Here is a 19904-nt window from a genome sequence, read left to right as displayed (position 1 = left end):
AATAAAAAAACCCGGTGAGACACCGGGTTTTTACCATTAATCTGATGCCGTAAAGGCAAAAAATTAACGTTTGGAGAACTGTGGACGACGACGTGCTTTACGCAGACCCACTTTCTTACGCTCAACTTCACGCGCATCACGCGTTACGAAGCCAGCTTTACGCAGTTCACCACGCAGAGACTCGTCATATTCCATCAGTGCACGGGTGATACCGTGACGGATAGCGCCAGCCTGACCTGAAATACCACCACCTTTAACAGTGATGTACATGTCAAACTTGGTAACCATGTCTACCAGTTCCAACGGTTGATTCACTACCATACGGGCAGTTTCACGACCGAAGTAAACTTCAAGGCTACGTTGGTTAATAACGATTTTACCGCTACCCGGCTTAAGAAAAACGCGTGCAGCAGAACTTTTGCGGCGACCAGTGCCGTAGTATTGATTTTCAGCCATTGCCATAATCCCGATTAAATGTCCAGAACTTGCGGTTGCTGTGCCGCATGATTGTGCTCAGTACCTGCATAAACTTTAAGTTTACGATACATTGCACGGCCCAGCGGACCCTTCGGCAGCATGCCTTTAACCGCGATTTCAATCACACGCTCAGGACTGCGGGCAATCATCTCTTCAAAGGTCGCTTGTTTGATACCACCGATGTGACCGGTGTGACGGTAATAAATCTTGTCTGTACGCTTGTTACCGGTTACGGCAACTTTTTCTGCGTTCAGAACGATGATGTAATCACCAGTATCAACGTGCGGGGTGTATTCCGCTTTATGCTTGCCGCGTAGGCGACTAGCCAGTTCAGTAGCGAGGCGACCCAAGGTCTTACCATTCGCGTCAACAACATACCAGTCGCGTTTTACAGTTTCTGGTTTAGCTGTGAAAGTTTTCATTATAAAAGCTTACCCAATTAATAAGTTACACGTTGGTGAACACCCAAACGTTCAAAAACAGTTGAGGCTCACACGACCATCAGTCCAGCAAACCTACCCCTTCGAATAGCCAATGCCGGCACTATACAAAGTTCTGGGAAAAAAACTTTGTTGTAACGTGGGGTCGCAAGATTATAGAGAAGTCGACGTCAAAGATCGAACTGTTTTTGGCGAGAAAGGTATAAATTAAACATGTTAAGTTAGGGCGAAGAATAATCGCCCACCACAGAATAGCATTTTAGCGCCCATAAAGTGAATAACTGAGGCGCAGATTACTTTTATAGCAAATACAGTTACGGCAAGTGCGGTAAAGAGAGATACTCTTCACTTTGCATCTCTTGTAGCCGTGATAAACAGCGCTGGTACTCAAATTTAAGCCGCTCGCCGCAATAAATTTCAAACATTGATGCTTCCGCTGCAATGATAAGCTTTACCCGTCGCTCATAAAATTCATCAACTAATGCCAAAAAACGCCGGGCGGTGTTTTCATCCCGCGTCGCCATCTTATGGACATTGTGCAGCAATACGGTGTGATAAAGCTTAGAGAGCGCGATGTAATCCAACTGGCTGCGCGCCTCTTCACACAATGTGTGGAAATCGACCGCCAGCACCCCTTGAGCTGAACAAATCGCCGGTAAAGGCCGGTGATTAACTTCCAGTATCGGGGATTTTTCGCCCTCTTTCCCTGCAAGTTTGACGAAAATATCCTCCATCGCCTGTTCAGTTTGCGGGTTAAGCGGTGTCAGGTAGAGATTGGCGTGAGTTAATGTGCGTAGGCGGTAATCAATACCAGCATCGACATTCATTACATCGCAATATTGCTTAATAAGCTCAATCGCCGGCAAGAAGCGAGCGCGCTGCAAACCGTTACGATACAAATCGTCCGGTGGAATATTAGACGTCGCAACCAGTGTGATGCCACGCGCAAACAATGCTTCCAGCAATGTTGCCAGCAGCATGGCATCAGTAATATCCGAAACAAAAAACTCATCAAAACACAGCACATCAGTTTGTGCCTTGAAACCATCAGCAATAATTTCTAATGGATTTTCATGGCCTTGCAATGTTGTTAGCTCTTGATGTACCCGCAACATAAAACGGTGGAAATGCAGGCGGAGCTTACGTTCACCCGGCAAACTGTGGAAAAACATATCCATCAGCCAGGTTTTACCCCGCCCGACACCACCCCACATATATAAGCCCTGAGCTGGGCGTATTGGCGTTTTTGACGCGCCCCGGCTCAGCAAGCGGCCCAGACGCCCTCGGATACCGACATTGACCACTGACGTGCTTTGGCGTTGATTTAGGTCCTGATAAAGAGTGTCCAGCCGTGCAACAGTGCGCCGCTGGACGTCATCAGATTGGTAGTCGCCAGCATCAATTGCTTGCTGGTAAAGTGCTATAGGTGAACTCGGTTGCATGTTTATCAACAATCCCTGATAAAATAGTTATCTACTTTTTGTGGTACTTTCTTGCTGATTTATCGGGCAATCGCAGCATTTACCGACTCTGCCACTGCGGAAAAAGCCTGATAACCATAGGCAATGTTGCATCAGGATTCCACTCAGACAAGGTTAACGGTTATAGTGGGTATTATTAAGTGAAAAAGCCCTGCTGAACAATGAAGTCAAAAAAGGAGTCATTATGACCTGGGAGTATGCGCTTATTGGGTTGGTTGTTGGTATTGTGATTGGCGCGGTGGCTATGCGCTTTGGCAACCGTAAATTGCGTCAGCAGCAAGTGCTGCAAAATGAGCTGGAGAAGAGTAAATCAGATCTGGAAGAATATCGTCAGGAACTGGTTGGGCATTTTGCCCGCAGTGCCGAGTTGCTCGATAATATGGCTCGCGATTATCGCCAGCTTTATCAGCATATGGCGAAAAGCTCCAATAACTTGTTGCCCGATTTGCCAATGCAAGATAATCCGTTCCGCTACCGTTTGACAGAGTCTGAAGCGGATAATGATCAGGCACCGGTCAAAATGCCACCTCGTGATTACTCCGAGGGAGCATCCGGTTTACTGCGCCCGGAACATCAGACCCGGGACTGAGCTAAATTTCTATCTATACCCTAAATAATTCGAGTTGCAGGAAGGCGGCAAGCGAGATACAAATCGGTCGAGAACCGATTTGTACAGCATTTATGCTAGCCCGCAGGGTGAGCCTCAAGGAGGAGGCTCATTCATCCTGATGAGTCTATTTATTTTAAGTTCAACAACCAGTAAGTGATTCGGGTTATTGAGTGTAACCAACGCACATGCAGCTTGAAGTATGACGGGGATATCAAGCTGACTGCGGCGCACATCGCCGTAGTCAGCACATTTACACTTCTATACCTACCTCTCCTTGAATTGCTTTACGCTCACCCCTATATCAAGTGACATCTTAGGGTGCTTATTTTTAGAACAGCAATATCCTTTTGAAATAAGTGAATTTTTTAGCTCATTCAGAGTCTGAATTTACATCGGGCCTGTAGCAGCCATCTACCCTATTCATTCACCGTTAGGTATTGAGAGAGTTTAAATCAATGAAGAAAAAGTCATTATTTCTTAGTGCGCTGGCAATGAGTGTCGGCTTAGGCCTCGCATCTGTTCCTATGGTGAGCGCAGCGGCTCTTCCGGCGGCAGTCGCCGGGCAATCAGTCCCAAGTCTGGCGCCTATGCTGGAGAAAGTGTTGCCCGCAGTCGTCAGCGTCCACGTCTCTGGCACTCAGGTACAGCAGCAACGTTTGCCGGAAGAGTTCAAATTCTTCTTTGGCCCCAATGCGCCAACCGGCAAAGAGAGTAACCGCCCATTTGAAGGGCTGGGATCTGGCGTTATCATTAACGCGGATAAAGGTTATGTGCTGACCAATAACCACGTAATCAATAATGCGAATAAAATTCGTGTTCAGCTCAATGATGGCCGTGAATATGATGCCAAATTGCTGGGCCGTGATGAACAAACTGATATCGCTTTATTGCAGCTAACTGACGCCAAAAATCTGACGGCGATTAAAATTGCAGATTCCGATAACCTGCGAGTCGGTGATTTTGCCGTCGCCGTGGGCAACCCATTTGGCCTCGGCCAGACCGCGACCTCCGGTATCATTTCCGCACTTGGCCGCAGTGGTTTGAATCTGGAAGGGCTAGAAAACTTTATTCAGACCGACGCCTCTATCAACCGAGGCAACTCGGGGGGTGCGCTGGTCAACCTGAATGGCGAATTGATTGGGATTAACACCGCAATTCTGGCACCGGGGGGCGGTAACATCGGTATCGGCTTCGCCATTCCAAGTAATATGGCGCAAAACCTTAGCCAACAGTTAATTGAATTTGGCGAAGTGAAACGCGGCCTGTTGGGTATTCGTGGTAGCGAAATGACCGCTGATATGGCGAAAGCCTTTAACATTGATGCGCAGCGCGGTGCTTTTGTCAGTGAAGTGCTGCCAAAATCAGCGGCTTCTAAAGCGGGTATCAAAGCGGGCGACGTGTTGGTTTCCGTGGATGGCAAACCCATTAGCAGCTTTGCTGAGTTACGCGCCAAAGTAGGCACCACCGGGCCGGGCAAAACCATTAAAGTCGGTTTATTGCGTGATGGCAAACCACTTGAAGTGGCTGTCACGCTGGAGAACAGCAGCCCAACATCGACCAGTGCGGATACCTTATCACCATCATTGCAAGGCGCATCATTGAGCAACGGCGAAATCAAAGGTGGCAGCAAGGGTGTCAAAGTTGAAAACGTCACCAAAGGCTCACCGGCAGCGCAATCGGGCTTGCAGAAAGACGATGTGATTATTGCCGTAAACCGGGTGCGAGTGAAAGATATCGCCGAGTTACGCAAAGCTATTGAAGCAAAACCTGCTGTAATTGCACTGAATATCGTGCGCGGTGAAGAGAATATTTATCTGTTAATCCGCTAATTTGCTGAAAAATCGGACACAGCACAATGCTGTGTCCGCTAAACTCATGCTATCCTCCGGTTACCTATTCATTCATGCCTTAAACTTCATGTTTCTTAAGCTATTGCGTTCTATTATTTTGGGGCTAATTGTTGCCGGTATCTTGCTGGTCGCAATACCTATGCTCCGCAGCCCCGGCCACTTTTTTTCGGGCAATGGTGATAGCGCAGATGAAGAGGCCCCTATCAGTTATAACCAAGCTGTGCGCAGGGCCGCCCCTGCCGTTGTTAATGTTTATAACCGCAGCCTAAGCCCTAATCAGGAAGGATTAGCCATTCGAACCTTGGGTTCTGGCGTTATCATGAGCGATAAGGGTTATATCCTGACGAATAAACACGTTATCAATAATGCAGAGCAAATCATTGTCGCATTACAAAATGGCCGTATCTCTGAGGCACTGTTGGTCGGTTCAGATAACCTGACTGATTTAGCCGTGTTGAAAATTGATGCCGTCAACCTGCCAGTTATTCCCATCAATATTAACCGGACGCCACATATTGGTGATGTCGTGCTGGCGATTGGCAATCCCTATAATCTTGGTCAAACCGTCACTCAGGGGATTATCAGTGCCACCGGGCGTATTGGTTTGAGTTCTTCTGGCCGACAAAATTTCCTCCAAACAGATGCCTCCATTAATCAGGGTAATTCCGGGGGAGCGCTGGTCAATACGCTTGGCGAGTTGGTGGGGATCAACACACTTTCATTTGATAAAAGTAGCAATGGGGAAACCCCGGAAGGCATCGGTTTTGCTATTCCGACCGCACTGGCCACCAAAGTGATGGAAAAATTGATTCGCGATGGGCGGGTGATCCGTGGCTATATTGGCATTACTGGCGAGGAGTATCCGCCATTCAATGCCAGCGGTAATAATGGCGACCGAATACATGGCATTAAGGTGAATAAGATATCGCCAAATGGCCCGGCGGCGAATGCTAATTTACAAGTGGGTGATATTATTCTAAGCGTTAATAATAAGCCTGCGACGTCCGTGATAGAAACCATGGATCAGGTGGCAGAAATTCGTCCTGGAACCACAATTCCGGTCTTATTATTACGCAATGGTCAGCAAATCACGGCACAAATTACTATTACCGAATTGGATCAAAATGAGCTCCTTGAGCAACAGCCAGCGCCGTTGTCATAGGGGCTGTATATCCTAACCAGATGTATCCATTGCAAAAAAAATTGCAAAAAAATGCCAGCCTGATATCACCGGCTGGCATTTTTTATAGGGCGGTTAGAAAAGTGTTTTTTTAAAAAGTCTATTCGCCTTTTATACGCTCAATATTAGCACCTAGCGCACGCAATTTATCTTCGATACCTTCGTAACCACGATCGATATGATAAATACGGTCAACAATGGTCACCCCATCAGCGATACAGCCCGCTAATACCAAGCTGGCAGAAGCACGCAAATCGGTTGCCATGACCTGAGCACCAGACAGCTGCTCAACACCATAGCAAATCACGGTATTGCTCTCGATTTCTGCATGTGCGCCCATGCGGATCAGCTCTGGCACGTGCATAAAACGATTTTCAAAAATTGTTTCGGTGATAACACCGGTTCCTTCTGCGACCAAGTTCAATAAGCTGAACTGGGCCTGCATATCTGTTGGGAAACCAGGGTGTGGCGCAGTCCGCAAGGTAATGGCTTTAGGCCGTTTGCCATGCATATCCAGGCTTATCCAGTCCTCACCGATTTCAATATCAGCGCCCGCTTCACGCAGCTTAGCCAATACGGCATCCAGTGTCTCTGGACGAGTCTGACGACAAACCACTTTACCGCCAGAGATAGCCGCTGCAACCAGGAAAGTCCCGGTTTCAATACGGTCAGGTAGCACTCGGTAAACACCGCCACCCAAGCGAGCCACACCCTCAATAGTTATACGGTCAGTCCCTGCGCCAGTGATTTTAGCACCCAGCGTATTCAGGAAATTCGCTGTATCGACAATTTCCGGCTCGCGAGCGGCGTTTTCAATGACTGTAGTCCCCTCAGCCAAGGTTGCGGCACTCATAATGGTCACTGTTGCGCCAACGCTGACTTTATCCATCACAATATGCGCGCCTTTCAGGCGGCCATTGACGGAAGCTTTAACGTAACCTTCTTCCAGCTTGATTTCAGCACCCAGTTGTTCCAAACCAGTGATATGCAAATCGACCGGACGCGCGCCGATAGCACAACCGCCCGGTAAAGAAACCTGCCCTTTACCAAAGCGAGCAACCAGTGGCCCCAAAGCCCAGATGGAGGCGCGCATGGTTTTAACCAAATCATAAGGCGCACAGAACTCGTCCACACCGCTGGCATCAACAAAAACGGAGCCGGAAGCATCACGTTCGATTTTGGTGCCTAATTGGCTCAACAATTTAATGGTGGTATCAATGTCTTTTAGCTTTGGGACATTTTGCAACTCTACCGGGTCTTCTGCCAATAACGCAGCGAACAATATTGGTAATGCTGCGTTTTTCGCTCCGGAAATGGTGACTTCACCGCTTAGGCGAGTCCGCCCCTGCACACGAAACTTATCCATTGTGACCACTCTTTGTTGTCTAAATACAGGTTGTTGTCAAAATACTGATCGGCAAATTCGAATTCACTGCCCGCTTTAGCACTGCCTGACAAACCTGTCGGCAATCCTGAAGCCAACAGCATCAAAAACCGTTTAGTTTGCGATCCCGCTGCCACTCTTGCGGCGTATAGGCCTTAATGGATAAGGCATGAATGCGGTTATCCGCAATATATTCCATCAGCGGCGCATATACTGCCTGCTGCTTTTTCACCCGGCTCATATCGGTAAACAACTCACCCACAGCAATCACCTGAAAGTGGCTGCCATCACCGGTAACATGTGCTTCTTGTAATGCCAATGCTTGCATCAGCACGTCTTTAATTTCGTTAGTATCCATAAGATTCATTCTATTTTAAGAGGATCGTAATCAGTTGAACATATTAGTGGAATACGGCTTTCTCTGAAACTAAAGAAAAGCCCCTGTTTCGTTATGACGCTCAGGGGCTTAAAAACTTTAGCTTTTTGCTTTAGCGATAGGCGACACAAAAGGCCGCTAACTTAACTTTAATCGCTAGATACTGGCCGTTTTTACCGAGATAACTGTTTCTACCGAGATAACTGTTTCTACCGAGATAACTGTTTCTACCGGGATGACGTCCCGCAGATTGTACAATTCAATCAAGGTAGACAATCGATCGCTGACACCAGTAATCGCTAATGAGACACCCTGCTTGCCGCGCAGTTCACGAAAGTGAACCAACAGCGCCAGACCGGAGGAGTCAACACGCTGTAATTGGCTGACATCAATGCGCGTCTTATCGGCCAACAATGCTTCTCGCTGCTGCCATAAGGGTAACAGCGTTGCGCGATCCAATTCACCTTGCAGTATCAGTGTTTCCTGCTGTGACTGCCATTTCAGTTCATCCGCCATAATCACTACTTATCTAAGGTTATCGGCTGTTTCGCTGCAATCAGCAACTGTTGAGTCAGGCCATCAACCCCTTTTTGGCGCAGAATAGAGGCCCACTCATTTTGCTTGGTGCTGATCATGCTAACCCCTTCGGCTATCATGTCATACGCCTGCCAGTTGCCGGTTTGGCTGTTTTTACGCCACTGGAAGTCTAAACGTACCGGTGGGCGGCCATTAGGGTCAAGGATTGTCACGCGAATGGCGACGATATTGGCATCACCCAAGGGCTGGTCTGGTGCGACATCGTAAGTTTGGCCGTGATATAGCGCCAATGCCTGGCCATATGCCTGTTCCAGATATTGGCTGAATGCATTGAAGTAAGCTTCGCGCTGCGCCGGGGTGGCTGCTTTGTAATAGCTGCCCAGCACCAATGCACCCGCATATTTAATCTGAACAAATGGCAATAACTCTTCACGCACGATAGTGCGCAAATAATCCGGATTCTGCTTAATTTTGGCTTGTTCGGTTTTCAGGCGCGTAAAGGTTCTTTGCGCCGCTTCATCCATCAGACGGTACGGGTTAGTTTGATCGACGGCATTAGCCAATGGGGCTACCACCAACAACGCGACCATAAGTAAACGTTTAAACATTCGATACCCTCTTAAGGATGTTGAGTTGCAGGTAAGCTGCCATTTGCTGGCGCAGGTGCTGCTGCCGGCTCACTGGCGGGTGCATTAGCATTAGAATTACCATCACCGCCACTCTTGTACAAGAACTGGCCGATAAGGTCTTCCAGAACCAGTGCAGATTTAGTGTCTTGAATAACGCCGCCATCTTTCAAAATACTGGTACCCATATCCGGGTCTTCAAAACCGACGTTGAGCGCCAGGAACTGCTCACCCAATAAACCGGAAGTGCGCACCGCCAGGGAACTGGTGTCCGGGATATGGTTATAGCGCTGCTGGATATCTATCGCCACACGGGGGCTGTAATTTTTGGTGTCCAACGTAATATCAGCCACCCGACCAACCACAACCCCGCCAATTTTGACTGGCGAATTGTTTTTCAGACCACCAATATTGTCAAAATTAGCATAAATCCGATATGTCGGCTGATTACCCACTGATTTGATATCTGCCACTTTCAAGCAGAGGAATACGACAGCCAGAATAGCAATCAGTATAAACGCCCCTACCCAGATTTCACTTTTCTTCGTTTGCATCGACTCAGTTCCCAAACATCAGTGCTGTCAGCACAAAATCTAATCCCAATACCGCCAGTGATGAATGCACCACAGTACGGGTCGTTGCCCGGCTGATCCCCTCAGATGTTGGGATAGCATCATACCCATTGAACAGCGCAATCCAAGTCACGGTAATGGCAAATACCAGGCTTTTAATCAGGCAATTCAGTAAATCTGTGCGCCATTCGACGGCGTTTTGCATTGCAGACCAGAAGAAACCGCTATCAATCCCTTTCCAGTCAACACCAACCACGGAGCCACCCCAGATGCCCACCGCGACAAAAATAGCCGTCAATAATGGCATACTGATAAGCCCGGCCCAGAACCGGGGAGCAACCACTCGTCTTAGAGGATCAATCGCCATCATTTCCAAGCTGGAAATCTGTTCAGTGGCTTTCATCAAACCAATTTCTGCTGTCAGGGCTGAACCGGCACGGCCAGCAAACAGCAATGCCGTGACCACTGGCCCTAACTCTCGCAGTAATGATAAAGAAACCATCATCCCGAGGCTGGCTTCTGCGCTGTATGTGGTGAGGATCAAAAAGCCCTGCAAGCCCAAAACCATACCGATAAACAGACCAGAAACCACAATAATCAGTAAGGATTGCACCCCAACGCTATACAGTTGCTTGACCAATAATGGCCACTGTTTTCGCGGTTCAGGCTGGCCAACCAGCGCATTAAACAGCATTAAACCCGCGCGACCAAAGGATGCGCAGACATTAATGCCCCGGCGGCCTAAAGACGCCAATGCCTGTACTAACATGAATACTCCATCCATTAACCTAACAGCTCAGTTTTATAATCACCCGCCGGGAAACGGAAAGGCACCGGCCCGTCGGCAATACCATCGAGGAACTGACGCACCCGCTTATCGTCATTGGCTTGTAGCTGCTCAGGTGTTCCTTCAGCAATCACATGCTGATCGGCAACAATATAAGCATAATCAGCAATACTCAGCACTTCCGGTACATCGTGGGAAACCACCACGCAGGTGACCCCCAGTGCATGATTCAGCTCATCAATCAGTTTTACCAGTACGCCCATGGTGATAGGGTCCTGACCGACAAAAGGCTCATCAAACATAATCAATTCGGGATCAAGGGCAATTGCCCGCGCCAATGCCGCACGGCGCGCCATACCGCCAGAAAGCTCAGCGGGCATTAAGTTAGCCGCACCACGCAACCCTACGGCCTCTAACTTCATCATCACCGTGCTATGCAGCAGTTCTTCAGGTAAACGGCTATGTTCACGTAATGGGAAAGCCACATTCTCAAATACAGTTAAATCGGTGAATAACGCGCCCGATTGAAACAACATGCTCATTTTCTTGCGCACATCATACAAACGCTGGCGAGAAAGCGCCGGAATATTATCACCATCAAACCAGATCTCACCGGTATCGGGTGCCAGTTGCCCACCAATCAGGCGCAACAGAGTGGTTTTACCAATCCCCGAAGGCCCCATAATCGCTGTAACTTTGCCGCGCGGGACCGTCATGTTGATATCGGCGAATATCGGGCGCTCACCACGGGTAAAACTCATCCCACGGATCTCTATCAAATTCGACGCCAATTGGTTCATTATCATTCGTCCCTTAGGCCTTTTATGACTCATCTATACTCTAAATAATTCGAGTTGCAGGAAGGCGGCAACTGAGCGAATCCCCTAGAGCTTACACATGTAAGTGACTGGGGTGAACGAAAGCAGCCAACGCACACGCAGCTTGAAGTCTGACGAGTATACCGCCAATGCTATAGTAAATGGCGATAACGAGCGCGATTGAGAAGTATTCTGGCAATTTATTAACGCTTTTTCGTAGCCAAAGTTGCCATACGTTTTACTTTTCTGGCACTCACAGTCAAAATTAGGACGTAAGCAAAAAAAGCGTAAGAAATGTATTTTTAGTCACTGTTGCCTATAGACTCACATTTACCGACAGCCAACGTCTGCCAGTGGATCAGGATTATATCGAAAAAAGGACTCTGCATGTTTCTTGCGATAACACTATTAATCATTGGCTTGGTTTTATTGGTGTACGGTGCCGATAGATTAGTTTACGGCGCTGCCGTGTTATCCCGCTCTTTCGGTATCCCGCCACTCATTATTGGGATGACCATTGTCGGCATTGGCACTTCGCTGCCGGAGCTGATTGTATCAGTAACTGCGGCGCTGAATAACCAAAGAGATATGGCCGTCGGGAACGTGTTGGGTTCCAATATTACCAATCTCTTGCTGATTGTGGGCGGTGCCGCCCTAATACGCCCGCTGACTGTGCGCTCAGAGATTGTTCGCCGCGAATTACCCTTGATGTTAGTCGTAACGGTATTATGTGGTTTCCTGCTGGCTGATAATCATCTCAGCCGGGGGGATGGTGTTATTTTGCTATTGGCAGCCGCGGCTTTTATTATTCTGATACTAAAAATCGCACGCCTGGCCCATTCGCAAGGAAATGATATTCTCACCCGCGAGCAATTGGCTGAGCTACCGCAAGACAGCAGTAATACTGTCGCATTATTATGGCTGGTGCTGGCATTCATTATTTTGCCACTGTCAGCCAAAATGATTATCGACAATGCCACAGTCATCGCCAGAGTCGCCGGTGTCAGCGAGTTAGTTATTGGGCTGACTGTCATTGCCATTGGCACCAGCTTACCTGAACTGGCCACCTTCATCGCCGGCGCGTTAAAAGGTGAGAATGATATGGCGGTTGGTAATATCATCGGTTCAAATATTTTTAATATTGTCATTGTGTTAGGCGTTCCCGCATTGCTGTCTCCGGGTGATATTAACCCCGAGGCTTTTCAGCGAGATTATTGGGTCATGCTTGCTGTCAGTGTGATATTTACTGTGCTTTGCCTGGGGCGTAAACATCGAATCGGCCATATGGCGGGCGCTCTGTTATTATGCGGGTTTATCGCGTACCTGGCGGTGCTTATACCCTAAATAATTCGATTTGCAGCCAGGCGGCAATTGAGCAAGTCCCCTGGAGCTGACACAAGTCAGTGACTGGGGCGCACGAAAGCAGCCAACACAGATGCAGATTGAAGTATGACGGGTATATTTTGGCTGCCCTTGACTGCGGCCTAACCCATATTGCCTACCAACATTGAGCGGGAACCAAGAATGTCTTTTTCTGATTTGCAGCCAAAAGTTGATTTTCAACAGGCGGGTAAACAAGTATTACAGATTGAGCGCGAAGGACTGGCACAACTTGATCAATATATTAATGACGATTTTGCCCGAGCTTGTGAGGCCATATTTAACTGCCACGGTAAAGTTGTCGTGATGGGGATGGGTAAATCTGGCCATATTGGGTGCAAAATTGCCGCGACTTTCGCCAGCACCGGCACCCCGTCATTCTTTGTCCATCCCGGCGAGGCCAGTCATGGCGATTTGGGGATGATTACGCCGCAAGATATCGTGCTCGCCATCTCCAACTCAGGCGAGTCCAACGAAATTCTGGCGTTGATCCCCGTCCTCAAGCGCCAGAAAATCCAGCTTATTTGCATGAGCAACAACCCAGAAAGCACCATGGGCAAAGCGGCTGATATTCACTTGTGTATCAAGGTGCCGCAAGAAGCTTGCCCACTGGGGCTGGCCCCGACCACCAGCACCACCGCTACATTAGTGATGGGAGATGCCCTCGCAGTGGCTTTGCTACAAGCGCGGGGCTTCACTCAGGAAGATTTTGCTCTCTCCCATCCGGGCGGCGCACTAGGACGCAAATTATTATTGCGGATCAGCGATATTATGCACACCGGTGCGGAGATTCCTCACGTCAGCCCTGATGCTTCATTACGCGATGCATTACTGGAGATTACTCGGAAAAATCTGGGTTTAACCGTAATCTGTGACGATTTAATGATGATTAAGGGTATCTTTACCGACGGGGATTTGCGCCGTGTATTCGATATGGGCATTGACTTAAATAACGCGAAAATCGCGGATGTGATGACCAAAGGCGGTATTCGGGTTCGTCCAAACCTGTTGGCAGTAGATGTGCTCAACCTGATGGAATCACGTCATATTACTGCGGTATTAGTGGCCGATGGTGACCAATTACTGGGTGTGGTGCATATGCACGACATGCTGAGAGCCGGTGTTGTTTAATAAAAGGTAAATTATGGATAGCACAGTATATCTGGACACATGCTATGGCCCAGTCGCTAGCAACGTTATGGAACGTGCGGCCAACATTCGCTTATTGATCTGTGATGTTGATGGTGTCATGTCCGATGGCTTGATTTACATGGGTAATCAGGGCGAAGAGCTGAAAGCTTTCAATGTGCGGGATGGCTATGGTATCCGCTGCCTGATAACCTCAGGTATTGAAGTGGCAATTATCACTGGGCGCAATGCTAAATTACTGGAAGACCGTGCCAACACCTTAGGCATTACCCACCTTTATCAAGGGCAATCTGATAAGCTGGTCGCCTATAATGAGTTATTGGCCGCATTAAAATGCCCGCCTGAACAAGTTGCTTATATTGGTGATGATTTGATTGATTGGCCGGTAATGGCGCAAGTGGGCTTATCTGTCGCCGTGGCGGATGCCCATCCGTTACTCATCCCCAAAGCGGATTATGTCACGCAAATCAATGGCGGGCGCGGTGCAGTACGCGAGTTATGTGATTTGATATTATTAGCCCAAGGTAAACTCGAAGGTGCTAAAGGATTGTCGATATGAGTAAAACAAGACTATGGATAACAATATCCTTAGCGCTGATTGCCTTAGCTTTGATTGGCTGGAACTTTTCCGGTTTTAATCAACAAGGTATACAAAATGTGGCGAACGATCAGGAACCCTCATCGCAAAGCCAACATACTGTTACCGTGGTTTTTAATCCAGTTGGGCAGTTGAGTTATAAACTGGTGGCGGAAGAAGTCCAGAATTTCAGCGAACAAGAGCTGACCTGGTTTACCCGGCCAGTAATGACAATGTTTGATGAGAATGCCGTCGCCACTTGGACAGTACGTGCGGATCGCGCCAAGCTGACCAATGATAAGATGCTTTATTTGTATGGTCATGTTGAGGTTGATAGCCTAACCCCAGACGCACAGTTACAAAAAATTAAAACTGATAACGCCCAGGTTAATTTGATCACTCAGGATGTCTCCTCAGATGATGAAGTAACCCTCTTTGGTGTTGGATTTACCTCTAACGGCATGAAAATGCGTGGCAACTTGCGGGATAGAACCGCCGAGCTGATTGAAAAGGTTAAAACCTCTTATGAAATCCAAAAATAAAATTCGTCATTTTTTGCTTGCCAGCTCACTTTTGGCCGCCAGCCTGCCAGCATTGGCTTTAACGGGTGATACCGACCAACCCGTCAAGGTTGTCTCAGCCAAACAAGCGCTAGATATGGCAGCGAATACCATCACATTTACGGATAATGTGATTATCAAGCAAGGCACGATTGAGATTAAGGCTGATAAAGTGGTAGTGACCCGTCCGGGGGGTGATCAGAGCAAAATGGTCATTGAAGGTTTTGGTAATCCGGTCACTTTCTATCAGATGCAAGACAGCGGTAAGCCGGTGAAAGGCCATGGACAAAAACTGCGTTACGAAGTCGCTAACGATTTTGTCGTATTGACCGGTGATGCCTATCTCGAGCAGCTTGATAGCAATATCAAAGGTGATCGCATCACTTATTTGGTGAAAAAGCAGCATATGGAAGCCTTCAGTGATAAAGGCAAGCGCGTCACCACCGTGCTATTACCGTCCCAATTACAAGATAAAGGGCCAGCAGCTTCAGGCCAAAAGAAGAGTAACTAATCATTTATGGCAACATTAATCGCAGAAAAACTGGCTAAGGCGTACAAAGGCCGTAAAGTGGTCGAAGACGTCAGCTTGAAAGTAAAGTCCGGTGAGATTGTCGGTTTACTTGGGCCGAACGGTGCCGGTAAAACGACCACTTTTTATATGGTCGTCGGCATTGTTCAGCGTGACGCCGGGCGTATTGTGATTGATGACGAAGATATCAGCCTCTTGCCTCTGCATGAACGCGCCCTGCGCGGAATTGGCTACTTACCGCAAGAAGCTTCAATCTTCCGCCGCCTGAGTGTCTTTAACAATCTGATGGCGGTGCTGGAAATCCGTAAAGATCTCTCGTCTGAGCAACGTCAGGAGCGGGCTGATGAGTTAATGGAAGAGTTCCATATTACTCATTTACGTGACAGTCTGGGCCAATCACTTTCCGGCGGTGAACGTCGCCGAGTTGAAATCGCCCGTGCGCTGGCGGCCAATCCTAAGTTTATTCTGCTGGATGAGCCGTTTGCTGGGGTTGACCCGATTTCTGTTATTGATATCAAAAAAATAATTGAGCACCTGCGCGACAGCGGCCTCGGTGTACTCATTACCGATCATAACGTGCGCGAGACACTCGACGTTTGTGAGCGGGCTTATATTGTAAGCCAAGGGCGTTTAATCGCTCACGGCACACCACAGGAAATTTTGGCTGACGAACAAGTTAAACGTGTTTATCTGGGTGAAGAGTTCCGCCTTTAATCTTCTCATTCTGAAACGCTGTTGATGATTTTGTTAGCCACCAGGAAAATTGATACCGCATTATGAAGCAAGGTTTGCAACTCAAGTTCAGCCAACAACTGGCAATGACTCCGCAGCTACAGCAGGCTATTCGCCTGTTGCAGCTTTCTACGCTAGAACTCCAGCAGGAGATTCAGTTAGCGCTGGAGAGTAACCCCCTGCTTGAGCAAACCGATCTTCACGAAGAGATAGATGCAAAAGAAACGGTAGACAGTGAAGCGCTTGATACCCGCGAAGCGCTGGAACAAAAAGATATGCCGGAAGAGTTACCACTGGATGCTACCTGGGATGAGATTTACACCGCAGGCACGCCATCCGGTATGGGCAATGATTACAGTGACGACGAACTACCGGTCTATCAAGGGGAAACCACCCAAACGCTACAAGACTATTTAATGTGGCAAGTGGACTTGACCCCCTTTTCTGAAACTGATGCTGCAATTGCGACTTCTATCGTCGATGCGGTGGATGAAACCGGTTATCTTACTGTGCCACTGGAAGACATTCTGGAAAGTATGGGAAATGAAAACATCGGGTTAGACGAAGTTGAGGCGGTGCTTAAGCGGATACAACACTTTGATCCCATTGGTGTTGCGGCGCGCAACTTGCGCGAATGCCTGTTGGTGCAGTTGTCGCAATATGCCAAAGACACGCCTTATCTGGCCGAAGCGCGCTTGGTCATTAGTGATTATCTGGATTTGCTAGGCAACCATGATTTCCGCACGATGATCCGTTTAAGTCGGCTAAAAGAAGATACACTGAAAGAAGCCATTGCTCTGATTCAATCACTGGACCCGCGCCCTGGCCAGTCTATCAATACCGGGGAATCTGAGTATGTCATACCGGATGTTCTGGTGCATAAAGACAAAGGGCACTGGACGGTAGAGCTGAATGCCGATAGCATTCCACGCCTGAAAATCAACCAGCAGTATGCGGCAATGGGCAGCAGCACCCGTAATGACAGTGACGGGCAGTTTATCCGCAGCAATCTGCAAGAAGCAAAATGGTTGATAAAAAGCCTTGAAAGCCGCAATGAGACGCTGTTAAAAGTGGCGCGCTGCATCGTAGAGCAGCAAGTGGCCTTTTTTGAGAATGGGCCTGAATTTATGAAACCCATGGTACTGGCAGACATTGCCCAAGCCGTGGATATGCATGAATCGACAATTTCCCGTGTGACCACGCAGAAATTCCTGCACAGTCCTCGGGGTATTTTCGAGCTGAAGTATTTCTTCTCCAGTCACGTCAATACCGAAAGTGGGGGGGAAGCTTCTTCCACTGCAATCCGTGCACTGGTGAAAAAATTGGTTGCGGCAGAAAATCCTGCCAAACCACTGAGTGACAGTAAGCTGACCACGCTATTATGCGAACAAGGCATTATGGTGGCGCGGCGTACTGTTGCGAAGTACCGAGAGTCGTTATCCATCCCGCCGTCAAACCAGCGTAAACAGTTGGTTTGACCTGAACTGAGAAGGAAGACACTATGCAACTCAATATTACCGGACATCATGTCGAAATAACCGAAGCATTACGCGAATTTGTTACCACTAAATTTGCCAAACTAGAGCAATATTTTGATCGCATTAACCAAGTGTATGTGGTTTTAAGTGTCGAAAAAGTAAAACAAATTGCAGAAGCAACGGTGCATGTGAATGGGGGCGAGTTGCACGCAAGCTCAGAGCAGGAGGATATGTACGCCGCAATTGATATTTTGGTTGATAAATTGGCTCGCCAGTTGAACAAACATAAAGATAAGCTAAAACAACATTAGGGGCCCTTGTTGCTGTTATATACCCTGGATAATTCGAGTTGCAGGAAAGCACATGCAGCTTGAAGTATGAGGGTACACAGCAAAGGTTCTACACTCGCTACACAACCTGATGCCAGCAGAGAAGAATATTCCGCTGGCATCAGGCGTAAAACAGCGCTTAAGTGAAAGATGAGATGATCAACGATCCAGCATTGCAATTAAGCTCGGTATTAAATATCGAGTGCACCAAAAGCTCCGTACATTGCTCAAGTAAAAAACGGGCTTTGGAAATTATCAGCGAGTTAGCTGCCAAACAGCTGAACCTGCCGTCACAGATCGTTTTCGATGCTGTGTTAACCCGCGAACGCATGGGCAGTACAGGCATTGGTAGTGGCATCGCGATACCTCATGGCAAGCTGGAGGAAGATACACTGCGCGCTGTAGGTGTATTTATCCGCCTGGACCAACCTATTGCTTTCGATGCTATTGATAATCAACCGGTTGATCTATTATTTGCCTTGTTGGTTCCAGCAGATCAATGTAAAACTCACTTACACACTTTGTCTTTAGTAGCCAAGCGATTAGCTGATAAAACAGTGTGTCGTCGTTTACGGGCGGCGCAGAGTGATGATGAGCTTTATCAAATCATGACTGAATTACCGCCAGAAACAGCGTAATTCACGGGGAAACATCCGTTTTATTCGCTATGCCCGGCTTATGTAGCCGGGAATATAGGGTTCTACAGAGGGAGTCACTCACATGGTGCTGATGATTGTCAGCGGCCGTTCCGGTTCAGGGAAGTCTGTTGCTTTGCGCGCATTGGAAGATATGGGTTTCTACTGCGTCGATAACTTGCCCGTGGTTCTGCTGCCGCAATTGGCGAGTACACTCGCCGATAGGAATATCTCTGCCGCAGTGAGCATAGACGTGCGCAATATGCCTGAATCTCCTGAGGTATTTGAACATGCCATGACCCAACTGCCGGACAGCTTTTCACCGCAGTTGCTGTTTTTGGATGCTGATCGCAATACCCTGATTCGTCGCTATAGTGATACCCGTCGGTTACATCCGCTGTCGACCAAAAATCTGTCATTAGAAAGTGCTATTGATGAAGAAAGCGTCCTGTTAGAGCCTTTGCGCTCACGGGCTGACTTGATTATTGATACTTCTGAAATGTCAGTGCATGAACTGGCTGAGATGCTGCGCACCCGTCTGCTGGGTAAACGCGAGCGTGAGCTGACCATGGTGTTTGAGTCCTTCGGCTTTAAACACGGCCTTCCCATTGATGCAGATTATGTCTTCGACGTCCGCTTCCTGCCAAACCCGCACTGGGACCCGAAATTACGCCCCATGACAGGTTTGGATAAGCCGGTGGCTTCCTTCCTCGATCGCCATACAGAAGTGCACAACTTTATTTATCAGACCCGCAGCTATCTGGAACTGTGGCTGCCGATGCTGGAAACCAATAATCGCAGTTATCTGACGGTTGCCATTGGGTGTACTGGCGGTAAGCACCGTTCAGTCTACGTTGCTGAACAATTGGCCGATTACTTCCGCGCTCGCGGGAAGAATGTCCAATCACGTCACCGCACTCTGGAAAAGCGTAAATAATGACCGTCAAACAGACAGTTGAGATCAAAAACAAGTTGGGGATGCACGCCAGACCCGCAATGAAATTGTTCGAGCTGGTCCAAAGCTTTGATGCAGAAGTGATGTTACGCAATGACAGTGGGACCGAAGCCGAAGCCAGCAGTGTCATTGCACTGCTGATGCTCGATTCCGCCAAAGGCCGCCAAATTGAGGTTGAAGCGACCGGGCCTGATGAGATACAGGCGCTGGCGGCGGTGATTGAGTTGTTTAATTCTGGGTTTGATGAAGATTAAGTTTTCATTTTTGCGATCCGTTTGATATTCGATTTGTGATCCGGTTCGGTTGTTAGAACTTCATTGCCTACTTAATCTATCTCCGATGAACCAACCGCCAAAGGGGGCAGCGGCCCCCTTGTGGAATCCCGCGCTTTTGCACGTATCGCCTGCCCACTGCGTGGGTTCCCTCACTCATTATTTCGGCT

Annotated in this window: 24 protein-coding genes; 14 read left to right on the top strand and 10 right to left on the bottom strand. The window is 48.2% G+C overall.

From position 1 onward, the window contains the following. Positions 1-63: 63 nt before the first annotated feature. From rpsI to zapE, 3 genes are all read right to left on the bottom strand, one after another. On the bottom strand, positions 64-456 hold the full coding sequence (gene rpsI / locus FTA91_RS16170) for a 30S ribosomal protein S9 (protein ID WP_005162424.1): 393 nt from the start codon (positions 454-456) through the stop codon (positions 64-66). A gap of 14 nt (positions 457-470) precedes the next feature. Then, on the bottom strand, positions 471-899 hold the full coding sequence (rplM, locus tag FTA91_RS16165; protein WP_004710905.1) for a 50S ribosomal protein L13: 429 nt from the start codon (positions 897-899) through the stop codon (positions 471-473). Positions 900-1231: 332 nt separating this feature from the next. Then, complete coding sequence (gene zapE, locus FTA91_RS16160; protein WP_050112208.1) at positions 1232-2359, bottom strand: cell division protein ZapE; 1128 nt, start codon at positions 2357-2359, stop codon at positions 1232-1234. 223 nt (positions 2360-2582) lie between these two features. Here zapE and zapG point away from each other — a divergent pair, with 223 nt between their 5' ends. The 3 genes from zapG to degS all read left to right on the top strand — a co-directional run bounded on the left by zapG (position 2583) and on the right by degS (position 6020). Continuing rightward, the gene (zapG, locus tag FTA91_RS16155; RefSeq protein WP_004392014.1) at positions 2583-2987 is read left to right on the top strand and encodes a Z-ring associated protein ZapG; all 405 of its coding nucleotides are present in this window, start codon (positions 2583-2585) and stop codon (positions 2985-2987) included. 476 nt (positions 2988-3463) lie between these two features. Beyond that, positions 3464-4837 carry a serine endoprotease DegQ gene (gene degQ / locus FTA91_RS16150; RefSeq protein WP_050112206.1) on the top strand — a complete coding sequence of 458 codons (1374 nt, stop codon included), beginning with the start codon at positions 3464-3466 and terminating at the stop codon, positions 4835-4837. A gap of 88 nt (positions 4838-4925) precedes the next feature. Continuing rightward, on the top strand, positions 4926-6020 hold the full coding sequence (degS, locus tag FTA91_RS16145) for an outer membrane-stress sensor serine endopeptidase DegS (protein WP_050112469.1): 1095 nt from the start codon (positions 4926-4928) through the stop codon (positions 6018-6020). A gap of 118 nt (positions 6021-6138) precedes the next feature. Here degS and murA read toward each other — a convergent pair whose 3' ends face one another. The 7 genes from murA to mlaF all read right to left on the bottom strand — a co-directional run bounded on the left by murA (position 6139) and on the right by mlaF (position 11120). Then, positions 6139-7404 (bottom strand): UDP-N-acetylglucosamine 1-carboxyvinyltransferase, encoded by a 1266-nt coding sequence (gene murA / locus FTA91_RS16140; RefSeq protein ID WP_050112205.1) that lies wholly within the window; start codon positions 7402-7404, stop codon positions 6139-6141. A 121-nt stretch (positions 7405-7525) separates the two neighbouring features. Continuing rightward, a complete protein-coding gene (ibaG, locus tag FTA91_RS16135; protein WP_050112204.1) occupies positions 7526-7780 on the bottom strand; it encodes a BolA family iron metabolism protein IbaG in 255 nt (84 codons plus the stop codon). Positions 7781-7954: 174 nt separating this feature from the next. Beyond that, on the bottom strand, positions 7955-8314 hold the full coding sequence (gene mlaB, locus FTA91_RS16130; RefSeq protein ID WP_145583605.1) for a lipid asymmetry maintenance protein MlaB: 360 nt from the start codon (positions 8312-8314) through the stop codon (positions 7955-7957). Between the two features lie 5 nt (positions 8315-8319). Continuing rightward, a complete protein-coding gene (mlaC, locus tag FTA91_RS16125) occupies positions 8320-8943 on the bottom strand; it encodes a phospholipid-binding protein MlaC (RefSeq protein WP_050112203.1) in 624 nt (207 codons plus the stop codon). Positions 8944-8954: 11 nt separating this feature from the next. Next, positions 8955-9515 (bottom strand): outer membrane lipid asymmetry maintenance protein MlaD, encoded by a 561-nt coding sequence (gene mlaD / locus FTA91_RS16120; protein ID WP_050112202.1) that lies wholly within the window; start codon positions 9513-9515, stop codon positions 8955-8957. 4 nt (positions 9516-9519) lie between these two features. After that, the gene (gene mlaE, locus FTA91_RS16115) at positions 9520-10302 is read right to left on the bottom strand and encodes a lipid asymmetry maintenance ABC transporter permease subunit MlaE (protein ID WP_050112201.1); all 783 of its coding nucleotides are present in this window, start codon (positions 10300-10302) and stop codon (positions 9520-9522) included. Positions 10303-10316: 14 nt separating this feature from the next. Further along, complete coding sequence (gene mlaF / locus FTA91_RS16110; protein ID WP_050112200.1) at positions 10317-11120, bottom strand: phospholipid ABC transporter ATP-binding protein MlaF; 804 nt, start codon at positions 11118-11120, stop codon at positions 10317-10319. 405 nt (positions 11121-11525) lie between these two features. Here mlaF and FTA91_RS16105 point away from each other — a divergent pair, with 405 nt between their 5' ends. From FTA91_RS16105 to npr, 11 genes are all read left to right on the top strand, one after another. Beyond that, the gene (locus tag FTA91_RS16105) at positions 11526-12482 is read left to right on the top strand and encodes a calcium/sodium antiporter (protein WP_145534129.1); all 957 of its coding nucleotides are present in this window, start codon (positions 11526-11528) and stop codon (positions 12480-12482) included. A gap of 180 nt (positions 12483-12662) precedes the next feature. After that, positions 12663-13649, top strand: a complete 987-nt coding sequence (gene kdsD, locus FTA91_RS16100) for an arabinose-5-phosphate isomerase KdsD (RefSeq protein WP_050112198.1) — start codon at positions 12663-12665, stop codon at positions 13647-13649. Positions 13650-13662: 13 nt separating this feature from the next. Beyond that, entirely contained in the window at positions 13663-14226 is a 564-nt protein-coding gene (gene kdsC, locus FTA91_RS16095) for a 3-deoxy-manno-octulosonate-8-phosphatase KdsC (RefSeq protein WP_050112197.1), read from the top strand. Continuing rightward, positions 14223-14786, top strand: a complete 564-nt coding sequence (gene lptC, locus FTA91_RS16090) for an LPS export ABC transporter periplasmic protein LptC (protein WP_050112196.1) — start codon at positions 14223-14225, stop codon at positions 14784-14786. The genes kdsC and lptC overlap by 4 nt, the downstream gene beginning before the upstream one ends. Then, on the top strand, positions 14770-15315 hold the full coding sequence (gene lptA / locus FTA91_RS16085) for a lipopolysaccharide ABC transporter substrate-binding protein LptA (protein WP_050112195.1): 546 nt from the start codon (positions 14770-14772) through the stop codon (positions 15313-15315). The genes lptC and lptA overlap by 17 nt, the downstream gene beginning before the upstream one ends. A gap of 6 nt (positions 15316-15321) precedes the next feature. Beyond that, on the top strand, positions 15322-16047 hold the full coding sequence (lptB, locus tag FTA91_RS16080; protein WP_038638724.1) for an LPS export ABC transporter ATP-binding protein: 726 nt from the start codon (positions 15322-15324) through the stop codon (positions 16045-16047). A gap of 62 nt (positions 16048-16109) precedes the next feature. Next, entirely contained in the window at positions 16110-17543 is a 1434-nt protein-coding gene (gene rpoN / locus FTA91_RS16075) for an RNA polymerase factor sigma-54 (protein WP_050112194.1), read from the top strand. Positions 17544-17566: 23 nt separating this feature from the next. Then, positions 17567-17854 (top strand): ribosome hibernation promoting factor, encoded by a 288-nt coding sequence (hpf, locus tag FTA91_RS16070; protein WP_004392031.1) that lies wholly within the window; start codon positions 17567-17569, stop codon positions 17852-17854. A 173-nt stretch (positions 17855-18027) separates the two neighbouring features. Continuing rightward, the gene (ptsN, locus tag FTA91_RS16065) at positions 18028-18510 is read left to right on the top strand and encodes a PTS IIA-like nitrogen regulatory protein PtsN (protein WP_032820610.1); all 483 of its coding nucleotides are present in this window, start codon (positions 18028-18030) and stop codon (positions 18508-18510) included. 82 nt (positions 18511-18592) lie between these two features. Next, entirely contained in the window at positions 18593-19444 is an 852-nt protein-coding gene (gene rapZ, locus FTA91_RS16060) for an RNase adapter RapZ (RefSeq protein ID WP_050112193.1), read from the top strand. Beyond that, positions 19444-19716, top strand: coding sequence for a PTS phosphocarrier protein NPr (gene npr, locus FTA91_RS16055; RefSeq protein ID WP_005162489.1), 273 nt, complete (start codon positions 19444-19446; stop codon positions 19714-19716). The genes rapZ and npr overlap by 1 nt, the downstream gene beginning before the upstream one ends. Positions 19717-19904: the final 188 nt, after the last annotated feature.

This window comes from Yersinia thracica (assembly GCF_902170565.1).
GTDB classification, from domain to species: Bacteria; Pseudomonadota; Gammaproteobacteria; order Enterobacterales; family Enterobacteriaceae; genus Yersinia; species Yersinia thracica.
The sequence above is the reverse complement of the archived record's forward strand: the minus strand, read 5'-3'. Positions and strand labels throughout refer to the sequence as shown.